Genomic DNA, 15,989 nt, shown 5'->3' on the forward strand with positions numbered 1-15,989 from the left:
CCTCCTATTTGATCTGTTTTCCTTTTAAATTGAGTCCATAGCCAAATGGGTAAAGGGTTTGATTAGGATGAGTGACTGATGGGATAGCGACGGGTAATTTCCCTTTAGGTGAGGCCGCTCCAAAAATCACTTCTAGTCCCGCAGGAATATTCGGTTGATTGAATTGTCCGTTTGAGTACCCTTTAAAACCGTACACAGCTAGTAAGGCATCGGCTTCTTCAAAATTTGCCGCATCATAAGGGTTTCGGAGACTCATGATGACCAATTTTTTGTTTTGTGCTGCTGCTTCTTTCATGACAGCACGAGGGAAGGCCGTTGCCCATTTTTTCGGATCCTGTACACCGTCATCAATGACGCCATCATTCACAGCCGGGTCATTTTGGACAACGTAAGAGCCGGTAATGACATAGTCAGCATTTTGAATGAGTTTGGCTGTTTCTTTGGAGAAGCTCTTATCTGCAAATGCGTATGATTGGATACGCACAGGTTTGATCTTTTTCTGTTTGATTAGTGATTCAATTGTGACGGACATTGCTTTTGTTTGATCTTCGTACGGTGCCATGAACAAGATTTTGTCATTCTTTTTAGGCTTAAAAGGCAAGGTTTTGTCGTTGTTTTTAAGGAGAGTGATTCCTTCACGTGCCATTTTTTGTTCTGCTTTTCGGTGCGACTTTTGACCAACGAGCTGTGTGGCTTTTTTGATTTTCTTCTCAAGGCTTACTGGTTTATTGGCGGAAATGATGCCGCGTTTGATCTTTAATTGAAGGATTTTTTCGACAGATTGATTGATCTGTGACATTGGAATTTCTTTTGTGAGAACTGCTCTTTTTAAAGCATTGAACACATTCTCTAGGTTTTTTTCTGTCTTTAAGGACGTGACAGGTGCTGGCATGAGGGCAATGTCGACGCCTGCTTTAATAGCCATTACCACAGCTTCTTCCTGTCCGAAGTTATCTGCAATCGCTTTCATATTGAGGGCGTCTGTTACAACCACTCCTTGAAAGCCCATGTCTTCTTTTAATAAGTTTGTGATGACTTTTTTTGATAAGGTTGCTGGAACCATAATGTCCTCGCCATCTTTTTTGCTTTTATACGTTGTGTCATCAATGGCTGGGAATTGAACATGAGCGGTCATGACCATATCTGCCCCTGCGTTGATTGCTTGTTGAAATGGATACAGCTCCACCTTTTTAAGACGATCTAGATCATGTTCGACAAGCGGAAGACCGTAGTGACTATCAACAGCTGTATCACCATGTCCCGGGAAATGCTTTAATGTGGAAATGGTCTTTTCCTTTTGAAGTCCTTTCATGGTTTGCAGACCAAGTCTTGTGACAAGTTCAGGGTCAGAGCTAAAGGAACGGACACCGATGACGGGGTTATTCGGGTTATTATTTACATCAAGAACAGGAGAGAAATTTGTATTGATACCTAGAGCGTTTAATTCTTTGCCGATGATTTTTCCAGTGTCATAAGCATTTTTCTTACTTCGAGAGGCACCAATCGACATATTTCCTGGGAAATGTGTTCCCTTTTGTAGTCTTGTGACGATTCCGCCTTCTTGATCAATGGAAATGAGTAAAGGAATGTTGGGTGATGCTTGTTGAAATTCATGTGTGAGTTTGACGGTTTGTTTCGTATCAACGACATTTTCTGCAAATAAGATGACACCACCTAAATGATATTTCTCTACAAGGTAAGAAACTTCTTTATTCATTTTTGTGAAGCCTGTAGGAGCGGATTCACCTTCTGCTTGCCAATTGCGAAAGTCTGGCATGAGCATTTGGCCAATTTTTTCATCCAAGGACATGTCCTGAACCATTTGTTTGGCAGTTGGGAGAGGGGCGGAGCTCACCTTTTCCGTTGGAATGGAAGAGGTGAGCAGGGCCAAAACGAGTGCAGCAGGGAACAGAGCTTTTAACATCGAATTCCTCCTTTTACTTAAAAGATTCGTAGATTGCGGTCATGATGCTTCCATAAGTACCAGTTGGGAAAAGGTCACCTTCAAATTGATTTGGGTTGACTTCAGGTGAAACGACGGGTGAATGCTTTTTATTTGTCAGCAAGACGACGCCTAGATTGTGTTTTGGATCAATCAATGTCATCGTTCCGGTCCAGCCTGTGTGTCCATACGCTTCTTTACTTGCGTATTTCCCAAACATCCATTCCATGTCAGTATTGCCGTTTTTCCGCCAGCCTAGCCCGTAAGTTGGGTTCGTGTCTGATGATTCCGTAAAGAGATCGATAGAAGCTTGGTCAAAGATGGTTGTTTTCCCATAGCCTCCTTTATTGAGCATCAGCTGAAGCAGTACGGCCATATCTGATGTATTAGAGAAAAGTCCAGCATGTCCGGAGACACCTGCCATTGAGTAATAGGCTTTCTCATCGTGGACTTCACCTAGCAAGGTATACCTGCGAATGTTTTCAAAATCAATGACACCATCTCTTGTATTGCCTAGACGCTCGGTTGCTGCAAAATGCTTTGGCTTGAATCCCTTTTTCAGCGGATTGAACATGGTATGTTTTAGACCAAGCGGTCGATAAATCGTCGACTCTACATATTGATCAAGTGGCATACCGGTTTTTTTCTCAATGATCATGCCTAACAGCATGTAATCAATATCACTATAAATATGCTGAGTGCCTGGTTTGTATTGCAGAGGCACCTTTGGCAGCCATTTCATGGTTGTTTGTCTATCTTGAGAGAAAAAAGAGCCCGCTTGCTCTTTGCTATAAAATAAAACACTGGAAGGCAGTCCGGCAGAATGGGTGAGAAGATCCTTGACTCGAAGCTGATCTTTGCCGGTTACCTTTGCATCTGGTTCATCTTGAAAGTCAGGCAGGATGGTTTGTATTTTTTCATTTACATCTAGTTTTTGTTCATATACTAGCTTTTGCAGGGCATAGTTGGTGGCATACATTTTTGTATTGGATGCCAAATCGAACAGTGTGTTCTTTTTCATTTTCTTATAGAATTTGAGTTCTGTTGTCCCTTTATATTTTTGTCTGTAGCCATAGGCTTTTTGATGGACGATCTGACCATCCTTGATAATGATGAGTGCTGCCCCTGGAAACCCTGCTTTGATATCGTTTTGAATCATGTGATCAACCTTCCTAAGCTGCCTAGAAGAAAAACCTACTTGTTCCGGTCGTTTTGCTTTTTTTAAGACGGGATATTCTTCAGGTGCTGTTTTAGACAAAGACGATACAGGATGGGAGCTAGTTGCAAATGTTTGTACTGGTAACCCTAGGAGCATGAACAGACTTGTGATGATGAGAAAATATTTCTTCAAGAGCTAGACCTCCTATTGCTTATTTTCCTCGAATTCAACAGCCATATCATCATGAAATCCGAATAAGTATGTGAAGATAAATCCAGCGACATATGCAATGAAGAGACCTATTAAGTAAAGCAGCATTTGATGTGTGTGAACGATAAAGGTTAATGGGAGACCTGATACCCCTATTGCTTTAGTGGCGATTTGGAAATAGGCTTGAAATGCTCCGCCGATTCCTGCGCCGAGACAAGCAGTGAGGAAGGGTCTTCCGAGCGGGAGTGTGACACCGAAAATGAGCGGTTCTCCAATTCCAAGCATTCCTGAAGGAAGTCCGCCTGCAATGGCTCTTTTCAGCTTTTTCTTTTTTGTTTTCATATAAATGGCAAAAGCAGCACCGACCTGTCCTGCGCCTCCCATAGCGAGGATTGGCAGAAGCGGGTCATCTCCAATTGAATTAATCAGTTCCATATGAATAGGTGTTAGGCCTTGGTGAAGTCCAGTGACAACAAGAGGAAGGAAGGTAGCACCAAGAACAAATCCGGCAAAAATACCGCCAATGTTTAATAGATAAGTAAGTCCAGAGGTGATGGCATCAGATATAAATCCGCCGACTGGCATGAAGATAACGTACGTGAAAATGCCTGTAATGAGTAGTGTGATTGTTGGTGTGACGATGATATCGAGTGATTGCGGGACGAAGCGTCTGATCCGGGTCTCAACAAGTGCCATAAAAATAGCTGCAAGAAGAACACCGATAAGTCCGCCTCTACCTGGTAGAATATTAGTGCCAAATAACATAATATCAGCGGCAGCTGGGTTAATGATGAGAATACCTGCTAATGCGCCTAATGCAGGAGAGCCACCAAATTCTTTTGCGGCGTTTGTTCCTACTAATATACCGAGATAAGCAAACAAGCCTGAGCCTATAACGGTTAGGATAATCGCAGCTTGAGATTTTTCATCGAGCCAGCCTGCTTGCACGACCGCTTTTGTAATACCCGTTATAAGACCCGATGCAACGAGTGCTGGAATAATGGGAATGAAAATGCTGGCGATCCGCCGTAAGAACAGCTTGAATGGTGTGCGGTTCTTTTGTGAAATGGCTTGTTTGTTTTTCTGTGCTTCGTTGTTTAAGTCATATGAACCTGAGGCATTGAGCAGCTGTTCAAACGCACTTGATACTTGGTTGACAACACCTGTGCCTAAAATGATTTGCAGTGTTTCCGCTTCGACGACGCCAATGACGCCATCGAGTTCTTTGATCGCGGTGGTTTCCACTTTTTCACGATCAATGGGTGTAATTCGGAGACGTGTCATACAATGTGTGTGGGAAGAGATGTTTTCAGAACCACCACAGAGTGAAAGGATGTCTTTCGCCAACTGCTGATATTTTTTTTGATGACTCATGTTGAATCCCCCTTTGTTTTTCGTTTCATGGAGCGGATGGCATGCCTTGTTTTGTCAATATATTGTGCTGTCTGTTCATATTGACGGGAGGCTAAACTGAGGAACAAGACATCGATTAAATAGAGCTGTGCCATTCTAGAGGAAGTGGCAGCACTGCGAAAAGGTGCTTCATTGGAACCAGACGTCGATAGATGAACATCACACAATGCAGAAACGCTTGTATGCCCTGGATGCGTTAAAGCAATGGTTTTCACTTCATTTTCTTTTGCGAGCTGAAGGGCTTGGATGATGTCTAACGTTTCTCCTGAGAAGGATATACCGAACACAATGTCATTCTTTCCAGCATTTGCGATGACCGTAGATGCGATGTGCATGTCAGTGAAGGCTGTGGCTGCATAATTGATTCTGAGAAATTTCTGCTGGGCATCAGCTGCGACGATGCCAGATGCACCCACACCGATAAAATGGATTTGGTTTGCATTCAGCAGCAGTTGAACAGCTTTTTCTAAAGCTTCTACATTTAAAATAGAGGCTGTATCTTTGATCGATTGAATGGTGTTTCCTGCTGTCTTTTGAATAATGGATTGAAGTGGTTCATCTTGTTCGATATCCCGGTAGCCTTGTTTATCAGTGTGCATTAAGTCTCCAGCGATCCGCATTTTCAAGTCGTGATAGCCATCCAGCCCGAGAGACTTACAGAGGCGGATGACGGCAGAGCCGCTTGCGCCGGCAGCCTGACTGATTTCATGCACTGTGCTTTTAATGACTTTGTCAGGATGGGCAAGGATATAGTCTGCAATGATTTTTTCAGATTGGGGAAGCTTTGATTTCATTGTGTGTAGTAGGGTGAGTCCGCCTGCTGACATGAGTTTCCTCCTTTAAGATTGATGACGTAAGATGGCTTTGTCGATGTGACCATCTGCTTTGTTGAGCAGGTCTTTGGCTGTCTTTTTATCTGTTTTGGTTTGGAGCATGACGATGGCTGTTTTAACTTCTAAATCGGCTGCTTCAAGGGCTTTTACGGCTTGTTCGTAGGAAGCATTGGTCACATGCTGAATGATGGTGATGGCGCGTTCTTTCAGTTTATGATTGCTTACTTTTACATCTACCATCAGGTTTTCATATACTTTGCCTTGTCTGATCATGACAGAGGTGGAAAGCATATTTAAAATCATTTTATGAGCGGATGCGGCTTTCATTCGTGTTGATCCAGTGATGGCTTCTGCTCCTACGACGACTTCAATGGCGCAGTCTGCTAGTTCGCTAATCTCTGCTTGTTCATTGCAGCTGAGGGCTACTGTTTTTGCTCCAATGGTTCTAGCATAGTTTAAAGCGCCAATGATATAGGGTGTTCTACCGCTCGCCGCGATTCCGACAACCGTATCTTTTGATGTTAGGTGAATGTGTTCTAAATCTTTTTGACCAGCTTCTTCACTGTCTTCCACATCTTCTGCTGCATGTGAAAAGGCAGAGTCTCCACCGGCCATGATGCCTACGATGACATCAGGTGAAATGCTATAGGTAGGTGGACATTCGACCGCATCCATTACCCCAATTCTGCCACTTGTTCCAGCGCCTAGATAAATGAGTCTGCCCCCATTCGAGATGGATTCAAAGGCCAAGTCACTTGCTGTCTTTACGTCTGGAAGGACACGGTTGACGGCTTGAGCGACCTTCATATCTTCCGCATTTATCATTTGGAGTATTTCTAGCGGGCTTGCTTGTGAAATTCTCATGGTGTTAGGGTTTCTTGATTCTGTTGTCAAAGAACGCAGTTGAGATGGCTGCATGTGACATACCTCCTTATTTCTTCATTTTCAGTATATTGAGTATGACATGAAATTTCAATATTATATTTAAATACTGAAATTATATTTCAGTCGAAATGTTGTGCTGATGAGGGTTGAATAGTTAGAAAATAAAAAAAATAAAAATCCCCTTTACAAAAGGGGGACAACCTGTATATAATAACTTTTGTCAGCTTCACGGAAACAGTAAACTTGACAAACTGGCCCGTTGGTCAAGCGGTTAAGACACCGCCCTTTCACGGCGGTAACACGGGTTCGAATCCCGTACGGGTCACCATCATGTGGAGGATTAGCTCAGCTGGGAGAGCATCTGCCTTACAAGCAGAGGGTCGGCGGTTCGAGCCCGTCATCCTCCACCATATGCCGGTGTAGCTCAACTGGTAGAGCAACTGACTTGTAATCAGTAGGTTGGGGGTTCAAGTCCTCTTGCCGGCACTGTTTTTCTTTTATCAATTCCATATGTGGAGGGGTAGCGAAGTGGCTAAACGCGGCGGACTGTAAATCCGCTCCCTCCGGGTTCGGCGGTTCGAATCCGCCCCCCTCCACCATTTTTGGGCTATAGCCAAGCGGTAAGGCAACGGACTTTGACTCCGTCATGCGTTGGTTCGAATCCAGCTAGCCCAGTTAAGACACCTTTTTTAAAAAGGTGTCTTTTTTTATTTTGACGATTGGAATGTATAACTATTCAAAATATTGTTGAGTTGAGTCAGAAGGCACCGAGAAAGTAAAATATAAGCATGAACGGAAAGGGGATGTACATATGGGAGATCAAAAGAAGGTCACAATTGTCGGGGTGCCGATGGATCTCGGTCAAATGAGAAGGGGCGTCGATATGGGGCCGAGTGCTATTCGCTGTGCTGGTGTAAAAGAAAAATTGGAATCGCTTTCATTTGATGTCGAAGATCTAGGGGATATTCCTGTTGAGCAAAGAGATGATGAGAAAGGTCTCTATACAAGTGAAAAACTGAAAAACTTAACGGAGAATGCTGGCGCAAACCAGCTTCTTGCTGAAAAGGTTAGCAGTATTGTGCAGTCAGGTTCGTTTCCGCTGATTTTAGGCGGGGATCATAGCATTGCAATTGGTACACTAGCCGGTGTAGCCAAGCATTATAAAAGTTTGGGTGTCATTTGGTATGATGCGCATGGTGATTTAAATACAGAGGAAACCTCTCCTTCTGGAAATATTCATGGGATGCCGCTTGCTGTCAGTCTCGGCTTTGGGCATGCTGATCTAATCAATATTGGCGGTTATACACCTAAAGTAAAGCCTGAGAATGTGATCTTGATCGGTGCTCGTTCTTTAGATGAAGGAGAGCGGGCATTGATTAGAGAAAAAGGCATTAAAGTGTATACGATGCATGAAATCGATCGATTAGGGATGACGAGAGTAATGGAGGAAGCCATTGCCTATTTAAAAGAAAGAACAGATGGTGTTCATTTGTCGCTTGATTTAGATGGGCTAGATCCTGCAGAGTGCCCTGGCGTGGGAACGCCGGTTGCTGGCGGCGTCAGTTATAGGGAGAGTCATCTAGCAATGGAGCTTTTAGAGGAAGCAGGTATTTTGACTTCTGCTGAGTTTGTTGAGGTGAATCCGGTATTAGATGAGAAAAATAAAACAGCAGAAGCGGCAGTTGCATTAATTGGTTCTTTAATGGGTGAAAAGCTATTATAGAGCGGGACTTGTTCCCGTTCTTTTTTTAATTTTGGGGAAATTTAAGGATATGTTAAGGTTTTTACCGGCTGATAAGCGTAACATGCTGTCAAAAATTTGTTACACTATTTTTTAGAGGAGAATGAAACCTTTTGGAACGAGGTTCGTATACATAAAGACCGGTGAAGGCAGAGGTTGAATATACTATGGAAACAATGATTAAAAAGAGAATTAAGCAAGTGAAAAAAGGCGACCAGAACGCATTTGCAGACATCGTAGACCTGTATAAAGACAAAATTTATCAGCTGTGCTATCGTATGCTTGGGAATGCACATGAAGCAGAAGATATTGCGCAGGAGGCGTTTATTCGTGCCTATGTGAATATTGAGAGCTTTGATGTGAATCGTAAGTTTTCCACGTGGCTGTATCGCATTGCAACCAACCTGACCATCGACCGTATTCGTAAAAAAAAGCCGGATTATTATTTAGATGCAGAGGTGGCAGGGACAGAAGGACTGAATATGTATTCTCAAATTGCGGCTGACGGCATTTTGCCAGAGGACGAGGTGGTGTCGCTTGAATTATCGAGCACCATTCAGCAAAAAATTTTAAGATTACCCGATAAATATCGCTCGGTCATCGTATTAAAGTATATTGATGAACTCTCGTTAAAAGAAATTAGTGAGATTCTGAATATACCAGTTGGTACGGTGAAAACGAGAATACACAGGGGTAGAGAGGCTCTCCGGAAACAGTTGAGAGACCTTTGAGTGAGGTGATTTTGATGAGCTGTCAGGAAAAAATCGTCCTGCTTATGCATCAGTATTTAGACGGGGACATAGAGCCCGAAGATGAAAAAGAATTAAAGAGCCATCTGCAATCGTGTGAGGAATGCCGTACTCATTTTCAACAAATTGAGAAATCCATCGCGCTCGTGCAGAGTACATCTCATATAGAAGCACCATCTGATTTCACTGCAAAGGTGATGGCAGGTCTTCCAAAGGAGAAAAAGCGTGTGTCGATTCAAAGATGGATCAAAGCTCATCCGCTAATGGTCGCCGCTGCCCTCTTTGTCATATTGATGGGAGGCAGTCTGTTTACTAGCTGGAATACGGATCATAATTTCAGTGTGTCAAAGCAGCCGAATCTCGTGGTTGAAAATGATACAGTGACGGTACCTAAAGGGGAAACCGTCAAAGGTGACGTCACTGTGAAAAATGGCAAGCTGATTGTAGAAGGCAAGGTTGATGGAAACGTAACAGTCGTCAATGGAGAACAGCTGACTGCTTCTGCCGGACAAGTCACTGGTCAAATCAATGAAATTAATGAAGTGTTTGATTGGGTTTGGTACAAAATGAAGTCTACAGCACAAGACGTGATGCGGGTCATTGGGCCAGAGGAACAAAAGTAAATCAAACAGTGTGAGAGCAGTCTCTAAGGGACTGCTCTTTTTCTATTGATGGACAGACTTGAATGCCAGCCAGATATGGCAACTATTTTCCTTGCTGAAACAAAATGTGGTATAATAGCCACGCTATGTACTTACACATAGGCTCTTTTTTTATAAAAAATAAATCGAACGAAGAATAACTGAAAATTCTGGAGGACGAGGAAATGGCTTTAGGGGATATTCCTTTTTTGCAGTACCTCGGTAATGCTGTTGATATTCTCGTTGTTTGGTATGTGATATATAAATTAATGATGGTCATCCGCGGAACAAAAGCGGTTCAGCTTTTAAAGGGAATTGTCGTCATTGTTCTCGTCAGGATGGGGAGTGCGTATCTCGGTCTTAACACACTTCAATGGCTGATGGATCAAGCGATTACGTGGGGGTTCCTTGCGATCATTATTATTTTTCAGCCAGAGCTAAGGAGAGCGCTTGAGCAGCTTGGGCGCGGCCGTTTCTTCTCTAGAAGCGGAACACCTGTAGAGGAACAGCAGCAGAAAACGATCGAGGCAATTACAAAAGCAATTAACTATATGGCAAAACGAAGAATAGGCGCGCTATTAACGATTGAGCGCGACACTGGAATGAATGATTACATAGAGACCGGAATTCCTTTAAATGCAAAGGTCAGTTCTGAGCTGCTGATTAATATCTTCATTCCGAATACACCGCTTCATGACGGCGCTGTGATTATGAAGCGTGATGAGATTGCAGCTGCAGCGTGTTATTTACCGCTGTCTGAAAGTCCTTTTATCTCTAAGGAGCTCGGTACACGTCACCGCGCGGCAGTTGGTATTAGTGAAGTAACGGACAGTTTAACCGTCATTGTCTCCGAGGAGACAGGCGGCATTAGTGTCGCAAGAAATGGTGATCTCCATCGAGAATTGACAGAAGAAGCGCTTGAAGAAATGCTGATTGCTGAGTTTAGTAAGAACAGCAAAGATGCTTCCTCGACCAAATGGTATTGGAGGGGCAAGAAAAATGGATAAGATTTTGAATAATCGCTGGGCCGTTAAGTTTCTTGCATTGGTCTTCGCTTTATTGCTGTATGGTGCAGTCAATTCAGCGCAAGCGCCCACGCCGAAAAAAATCGGTGAATCCTTTTTCCCAACATCGACAACAGACGAAGCAACCTTAACGGACATACCTGTTAAAGCATATTATGATGACGAAAAGTATGTAGTCACTGGTGTGCCGCAGACAGTCAATGTCACGATTAAAGGATCAACTAGTGCTGTGAAAACAGCAAGACAAACGAAAAATTTTGAAATTTACGCAGATATGCAAAACCTGACGACAGGTACACATAAAGTCGAATTGAAGGCAAGAGATGTATCGAAAGGAATCACGTTAACGATTAATCCGTCTGTGACGACTGTGACGATACAAGAAAAAACGACAGCTGAATTCCCTGTTGAAACTGAATTTTATAATCAAAATAAAATCAAAGACGGCTATTCACCAGAGCAGCCTATTGTGAATCCGAAAAATGTCACGGTTACTGGCTCGAAAGATGTGATCGACAAAATTTCTGTCATTAAAGCATTTGTGAACTTAGAGGATGTCGATCAGCAAATTGAGAAAGAAGCGAAGCTCACTGTGTATGATAGCAGTGGGAATGAGCTGCCAGTCGAAGTGAGTCCGTCTGTGGTAGATATTACGGTCCCGATTACGAGTCCAAGCAAGAAAGTTCCGTTTAAGATTGAGCGGACGGGCAGCTTGCCAGATGGGATCAGTATCTCAAGTATCGAGACAAGCCCAAGTGAGGTTACAGTCTACGGTTCTCAAAAGGTGCTGGATGCACTTGATTTTATTGACGGCGTTAAGCTCGACCTAAGCAAGATTAAAGATGATACAGAGATTGATGCCGACATTCCACTGCCAGATGGTGTGAAAAAGGTATCACCTGAAACTGTTAAAATCAAAGTGAAGGTTGCAACAGCTGAAGAAAAAAAGATCGATAATGTTCCAATTTCTGTCGTGGGTCTGAGCAAGGATCTTAGCTCTGCATTTGTGAGTCCGTCTTCTGGGCGTCTCACACTAACAGCAAAAGGATCAAAGAGTGCAATTGATAAACTAAAGGCTTCAGATATTGAAGCCTATATCAATGTCGGGGACTTAAACGAAGGAACACATGAGGTCAAAGTACAAGTGAATGGCCCTCAAAATGTGACATGGACATTATCTAGATCGAAGGTCAAAGTGAAACTGACTTCTACTGATACAGAAGATCAGCCGGCTTCTACGAATGATCGAAAAGATCAATCATCCGATGATGATCAGGAAGAGAAGAGTCAAAAGGAATCAACACAAGATAAAGCAAAAAAAGAATCGAGTCAAAGACAGCGGGTCAAAGAAGATAACAAAGAGGACGCAGCGTCCTCTTGAATGGTAAAAAAGGAGCGATTGAAACATGGGCAAGTACTTTGGAACTGATGGTGTAAGGGGTGTGGCTAATAGCGAATTAACGCCAGAGCTCGCATTTAAAATTGGGAGATTTGGCGGCTATGTGCTCACGAAGGATAAAGAACGTCCAAAGGTACTCGTTGGACGAGACACGCGTGTATCTGGTCATATGTTAGAAGGAGCACTCGTAGCAGGCTTACTTTCAATTGGGGCTGAAGTCATGCGTTTAGGTGTGATCTCAACACCTGGTGTGTCTTATTTAACGAAGGCAATGGATGCAGAAGCAGGTGTCATGATTTCAGCTTCGCATAACCCAGTTCAAGACAACGGAATTAAATTTTTCGGCGGTGACGGTTTTAAACTGTCAGATGAACAGGAGAATGAAATCGAGCAGCTGATGGATCAGCCGGTCGATCAATTGCCACGCCCAGTTGGAGCGGATCTTGGAACAGTAAATGACTACTTTGAAGGCGGTCAGAAATACTTGCAATTCTTGAAACAGACAGCGGACGAGGATTTCACAGGCATTCACGTAGCGCTTGATTGTGCACATGGTGCAACATCTTCTCTTGCAACACATTTATTTGCAGATTTAGATGCAGATGTGTCAACAATGGGAACATCACCAAACGGATTGAATATCAACGATGGCGTAGGTTCTACTCATCCAGAGGCACTTTCTGCTTTTGTGAAAGAAAAAGGAGCGGATATTGGTCTTGCGTTTGATGGCGACGGCGACCGCTTAATTGCAGTCGATGAAAAAGGTGATATTGTAGACGGCGATCAAATTATGTACATATGTGCACGTTATTTAAAGGGTGAAGGCCGATTGAAGGATGACACGGTCGTGTCAACGGTCATGAGTAACCTAGGTTTCTATAAAGCGCTTGAGAAGCAAGGCATTAAGAGCATTCAAACCGCTGTTGGTGACCGCTATGTGGTCGAAGCGATGAAAAAGGATGGCTATAATGTCGGAGGCGAGCAGTCAGGCCACTTGATTTTCCTTGATTATAATACGACAGGTGACGGCATGCTTTCAGCAATCATGCTGGTGAATACACTAAAAGCAACAGGAAAAACATTGTCAGAGCTTGCAGCTGAAATGGAGAAATTCCCGCAACTTCTAGTGAATGTAAAGGTATCTGATAAGTATAAAGTGGAAGAAAATGAAAAAGTAAAAGCTGTGATCCAAGAGGTTGAAAAAGAGATGAACGGTGACGGACGTATCCTTGTGCGTCCATCAGGAACAGAGCCGCTTGTACGTGTCATGGCAGAGGCGAAAACAAAAGAGCTGTGTGATGAATACGTGGCTCGCATTACGGCTGTTGTCAAAGAAGAAATGGGTATTGAGTAATTGATGTAAAGCAAATCGCTAAGCAGCGGTTTGCTTTTTTTCGAATAAACGTCATAAGAGGAAAGTTCTATACGAATGATATAAGCGAGGGCAATTTGCTGCTTGCTTTCATACATAAGAGAGCACATCAAAGATAGAACGTGACAAGCCTCATCGCATATAGTGTAGGGAGGTCTTACTTTCTAACATGATGGGGATCACCCGCTAAATTGTGATTGACGGAGGTCAGACCTTATAGTACAATCATCCTTGTGTTACTGGATTTTTATTCTAGCAGGAAAGGCAGGGTAGATGTTCAGCCACTCTTATAATTATAGCGCCCGAACTAAGCGATCGAACGAGACAGATGCTTAGTTGACGAGGATGGAGGTTATCGAATTTTTCGGCGGATGCCTCCCGGCTGATCAAATATAGAGATCACAGCCGTAAGTGTTTCTTTAAAGCAAAGAGGTGACTCTTTGTACAAAGGGAATACACATGATCTCCCAAATTAAACATGTAGAGAGGGACGAAGAAATGTCCCTTCTATTTTAGTAGGCTTTCTTTGTCCCTTTCACATGATCGGGAGGAAGAATATTTATGTGTGGAATCGTAGGTTATATTGGTCAGAATGATGCGAAGGAAATCTTATTAAAAGGTTTAGAGAAGCTTGAGTACCGTGGGTATGACTCAGCAGGTATCGCTGTGGCAAACGAAGAAGGCGTGCATGTGTTCAAAGAAAAAGGACGTATCGCTGAGCTTCGTGAAGTCGTTGATGCAAACGTGGCATCTTCATCAGGAATTGGACATACACGCTGGGCAACACACGGTGTACCAAGCCATCTAAATGCGCATCCGCATCAAAGTGCTTCTGGCCGTTTTACGCTTGTTCATAACGGTGTCATCGAGAACTATGTACAATTGACACGCGAATATTTACAAGACGTCACACTAAAAAGCGACACAGATACAGAGGTTGTTGTTCAAGTCATCGAACAATTTGTGAATAGAGGTCTTGATACAGAGGAAGCTTTCCGTCAAACGCTTCTTCAACTAAAAGGTTCTTACGCAATTGCCCTTTTCGATAACGAAAACAAAGAAACAATCTATGTGGCGAAAAACAAAAGCCCATTATTGGTTGGTTTCGGCGAAGATTTCAACGTTGTGGCTTCTGACGCAATGGCGATGCTTCAAGTAACAAACGAATATGCGGAATTAATGGATAAAGAAATGGTCATTGTCACAAAAGACGAGGTTATCATTAAAAACCTTGACGGTGATATCATGACACGTCCTTCTTATATCGCTGAGCTTGATGCAAGCGACATTGAGAAAGGCACATATCCTCACTACATGTTAAAAGAAACGGATGAACAGCCGCTTGTTATGCGCAAAATCATCCAAGAATATCAAGATGAAAACGGCAAGTTGTCAGTCGCTGGCGATATCGCAAGCGCAGTAGCAGAAGCAGACCGCATTTACATCGTGGCTTGCGGAACGAGCTACCATGCTGGACTTGTCGGTAAACAATACATTGAAGACTGGGCAAAAGTACCTGTAGAAGTCCATGTAGCAAGTGAATTCTCTTACAACATGCCGCTTCTATCGAAAAAACCGTTGTTCATCTTCCTTTCTCAATCTGGAGAGACTGCGGACAGCCGTGCTGTACTTGTTCAAGTCAAAGAGCTTGGTCATAAAGCATTAACGATCACAAACGTACCAGGATCTACGCTTTCCCGTGAAGCAGACTTCACATTGCTTCTTCATGCAGGACCAGAAATCGCAGTGGCTTCAACAAAAGCCTACACAGCACAAATCGCTGTTCTTGCGATCCTTGCATCTGTTGCAGCTGAATTAAATGGTCAATCACTTGACTTTGATCTTGTGAAAGAGCTTGGAATTGTAGCAAACGCAATGGAAGCCCTAGTCGATCAAAAGGATGAAATGGAACAAATCGCTCGTGATTTCTTCACAGTGACACGTAACGCATTCTTTATCGGAAGAGGACTTGACTACTATGTGTGCCTTGAAGGTTCACTCAAACTAAAAGAGATCTCTTACATCCAAGCAGAAGGATTTGCTGGCGGAGAACTCAAACACGGCACGATTGCTTTAATTGAAGAAGGCACACCGGTTATTGCCCTTGCCACGCAAGAGCACGTGAACCTCAGCATTCGTGGTAACGTCAAAGAAGTTGTTGCACGCGGCGCAAACCCATGTGTCATCTCACTAAAAGGCCTAGAAGACGAAGGCGACCGTTTCGTCCTTCCAGCTGTACACCCAGCACTTGCACCACTTGCATCTGTTGTGCCATTACAGCTAATCGCTTACTACGCAGCCCTTCACCGCGGGTGTGATGTGGATAAACCACGTAACCTTGCGAAGAGTGTGACGGTGGAGTAGGTTTACAAAAATATTTCATAAAATAACCTCTTCGGATATGATGTCCGTAAGAGGTTATTTTATTTTGAAAAAGGTGAAAATATAGTGTTACCTATGTATAATCCCCCAAAACTCGTCTGTTAGTTTAGAATAGATAGTATGCTTATAATTACTTCAAATTGATATAATAGAAATTATTTACTGAAAAACTGAAAAATCTTCTGAAATATTCTAAAAACAGTATGAGCTAATGAGAAAATGAACCCATATGGTCATT

General features: G+C 43.1%; 12 protein-coding genes and 5 tRNA genes. 12 read left to right on the plus strand and 5 right to left on the minus strand.

Going from position 1 to position 15,989, the window contains the following annotated elements; genetic code table 11:
- Positions 1–4: 4 nt before the first annotated feature.
- The 5 genes from NST24_RS01010 to murQ are packed head-to-tail and all read right to left on the minus strand — an operon-like array spanning position 5 to position 6,475.
- On the minus strand, positions 5–1,924 hold the full coding sequence (locus NST24_RS01010) for a glycoside hydrolase family 3 protein (RefSeq protein WP_342462182.1): 1,920 nt from the start codon (positions 1,922–1,924) through the stop codon (positions 5–7).
- 13 nt (positions 1,925–1,937) lie between these two features.
- Positions 1,938–3,293 carry a penicillin binding protein PBP4B gene (pbp4b, locus tag NST24_RS01015; RefSeq protein ID WP_060832001.1) on the minus strand — a complete coding sequence of 452 codons (1,356 nt, stop codon included), beginning with the start codon at positions 3,291–3,293 and terminating at the stop codon, positions 1,938–1,940.
- Positions 3,294–3,305: 12 nt separating this feature from the next.
- Positions 3,306–4,685 (minus strand): PTS transporter subunit EIIC, encoded by a 1,380-nt coding sequence (locus tag NST24_RS01020; RefSeq protein WP_203144033.1) that lies wholly within the window; start codon positions 4,683–4,685, stop codon positions 3,306–3,308.
- Positions 4,682–5,551 (minus strand): MurR/RpiR family transcriptional regulator, encoded by an 870-nt coding sequence (locus NST24_RS01025; RefSeq protein WP_342462183.1) that lies wholly within the window; start codon positions 5,549–5,551, stop codon positions 4,682–4,684. Before NST24_RS01025 ends, NST24_RS01020 begins: the two co-directional genes overlap by 4 nt.
- Positions 5,552–5,563: 12 nt before the next feature.
- On the minus strand, positions 5,564–6,475 hold the full coding sequence (murQ, locus tag NST24_RS01030) for an N-acetylmuramic acid 6-phosphate etherase (RefSeq protein WP_045035284.1): 912 nt from the start codon (positions 6,473–6,475) through the stop codon (positions 5,564–5,566).
- Positions 6,476–6,695: 220 nt separating this feature from the next.
- On the opposite strand from murQ, the gene NST24_RS01035 reads away from it, so the two are divergent.
- The 12 genes from NST24_RS01035 to glmS all read left to right on the plus strand — a co-directional run bounded on the left by NST24_RS01035 (position 6,696) and on the right by glmS (position 15,733).
- A tRNA-Glu gene (locus tag NST24_RS01035) sits at positions 6,696–6,770 on the plus strand.
- A 6-nt stretch (positions 6,771–6,776) separates the two neighbouring features.
- Positions 6,777–6,852: transfer RNA gene (locus NST24_RS01040), tRNA-Val, on the plus strand.
- Between the two features lie 3 nt (positions 6,853–6,855).
- Positions 6,856–6,928, plus strand: a tRNA-Thr gene (locus tag NST24_RS01045).
- 28 nt (positions 6,929–6,956) lie between these two features.
- Positions 6,957–7,041, plus strand: a tRNA-Tyr gene (locus NST24_RS01050).
- A gap of 4 nt (positions 7,042–7,045) precedes the next feature.
- Positions 7,046–7,117: transfer RNA gene (locus NST24_RS01055), tRNA-Gln, on the plus strand.
- 136 nt (positions 7,118–7,253) lie between these two features.
- Entirely contained in the window at positions 7,254–8,165 is a 912-nt protein-coding gene (gene rocF, locus NST24_RS01060; RefSeq protein WP_163116234.1) for an arginase, read from the plus strand.
- 185 nt (positions 8,166–8,350) lie between these two features.
- Positions 8,351–8,914 (plus strand): RNA polymerase sigma factor SigW, encoded by a 564-nt coding sequence (sigW, locus tag NST24_RS01065; protein ID WP_007498553.1) that lies wholly within the window; start codon positions 8,351–8,353, stop codon positions 8,912–8,914.
- A 14-nt stretch (positions 8,915–8,928) separates the two neighbouring features.
- Positions 8,929–9,555, plus strand: a complete 627-nt coding sequence (gene rsiW, locus NST24_RS01070; protein ID WP_008344028.1) for an anti-sigma-W factor RsiW — start codon at positions 8,929–8,931, stop codon at positions 9,553–9,555.
- Between the two features lie 203 nt (positions 9,556–9,758).
- On the plus strand, positions 9,759–10,580 hold the full coding sequence (gene cdaA / locus NST24_RS01075) for a diadenylate cyclase CdaA (protein ID WP_008344027.1): 822 nt from the start codon (positions 9,759–9,761) through the stop codon (positions 10,578–10,580).
- Positions 10,573–11,979: a YbbR-like domain-containing protein gene (locus NST24_RS01080; protein WP_035704327.1), complete on the plus strand. Its 1,407-nt coding sequence runs from the start codon at positions 10,573–10,575 to the stop codon at positions 11,977–11,979. Before cdaA ends, NST24_RS01080 begins: the two co-directional genes overlap by 8 nt.
- A 25-nt stretch (positions 11,980–12,004) precedes the next feature.
- Positions 12,005–13,351, plus strand: coding sequence for a phosphoglucosamine mutase (gene glmM, locus NST24_RS01085; RefSeq protein WP_008360584.1), 1,347 nt, complete (start codon positions 12,005–12,007; stop codon positions 13,349–13,351).
- Positions 13,352–13,930: 579 nt separating this feature from the next.
- The gene (gene glmS, locus NST24_RS01090; protein WP_342462184.1) at positions 13,931–15,733 is read left to right on the plus strand and encodes a glutamine--fructose-6-phosphate transaminase (isomerizing); all 1,803 of its coding nucleotides are present in this window, start codon (positions 13,931–13,933) and stop codon (positions 15,731–15,733) included.
- Positions 15,734–15,989 lie beyond the last annotated feature (256 nt).

This window comes from Bacillus sp. FSL R5-0286 (assembly GCF_038593245.1).
GTDB lineage: Bacteria > Bacillota > Bacilli > Bacillales > Bacillaceae > Bacillus > Bacillus altitudinis.

Bases quoted from the DNA above. Each gene is read 5' to 3' on its own strand.
- cdaA (WP_008344027.1), top strand. From the start codon at position 9,759: ATGGCTTTAGGGGATATTCCTTTTTTGCAGTACCTCGGTAATGCTGTT.
- rocF (WP_163116234.1), top strand. From the start codon at position 7,254: ATGGGAGATCAAAAGAAGGTCACAATTGTCGGGGTGCCGATGGATCTC.
- NST24_RS01020 (WP_203144033.1), bottom strand. From the start codon at position 4,685: ATGAGTCATCAAAAAAAATATCAGCAGTTGGCGAAAGACATCCTTTCA.
- NST24_RS01080 (WP_035704327.1), top strand. From the start codon at position 10,573: ATGGATAAGATTTTGAATAATCGCTGGGCCGTTAAGTTTCTTGCATTG.
- sigW (WP_007498553.1), top strand. From the start codon at position 8,351: ATGGAAACAATGATTAAAAAGAGAATTAAGCAAGTGAAAAAAGGCGAC.
- NST24_RS01025 (WP_342462183.1), bottom strand. From the start codon at position 5,551: ATGTCAGCAGGCGGACTCACCCTACTACACACAATGAAATCAAAGCTT.
- glmM (WP_008360584.1), top strand. From the start codon at position 12,005: ATGGGCAAGTACTTTGGAACTGATGGTGTAAGGGGTGTGGCTAATAGC.
- rsiW (WP_008344028.1), top strand. From the start codon at position 8,929: ATGAGCTGTCAGGAAAAAATCGTCCTGCTTATGCATCAGTATTTAGAC.
- NST24_RS01010 (WP_342462182.1), bottom strand. From the start codon at position 1,924: ATGTTAAAAGCTCTGTTCCCTGCTGCACTCGTTTTGGCCCTGCTCACC.
- murQ (WP_045035284.1), bottom strand. From the start codon at position 6,475: ATGCAGCCATCTCAACTGCGTTCTTTGACAACAGAATCAAGAAACCCT.
- glmS (WP_342462184.1), top strand. From the start codon at position 13,931: ATGTGTGGAATCGTAGGTTATATTGGTCAGAATGATGCGAAGGAAATC.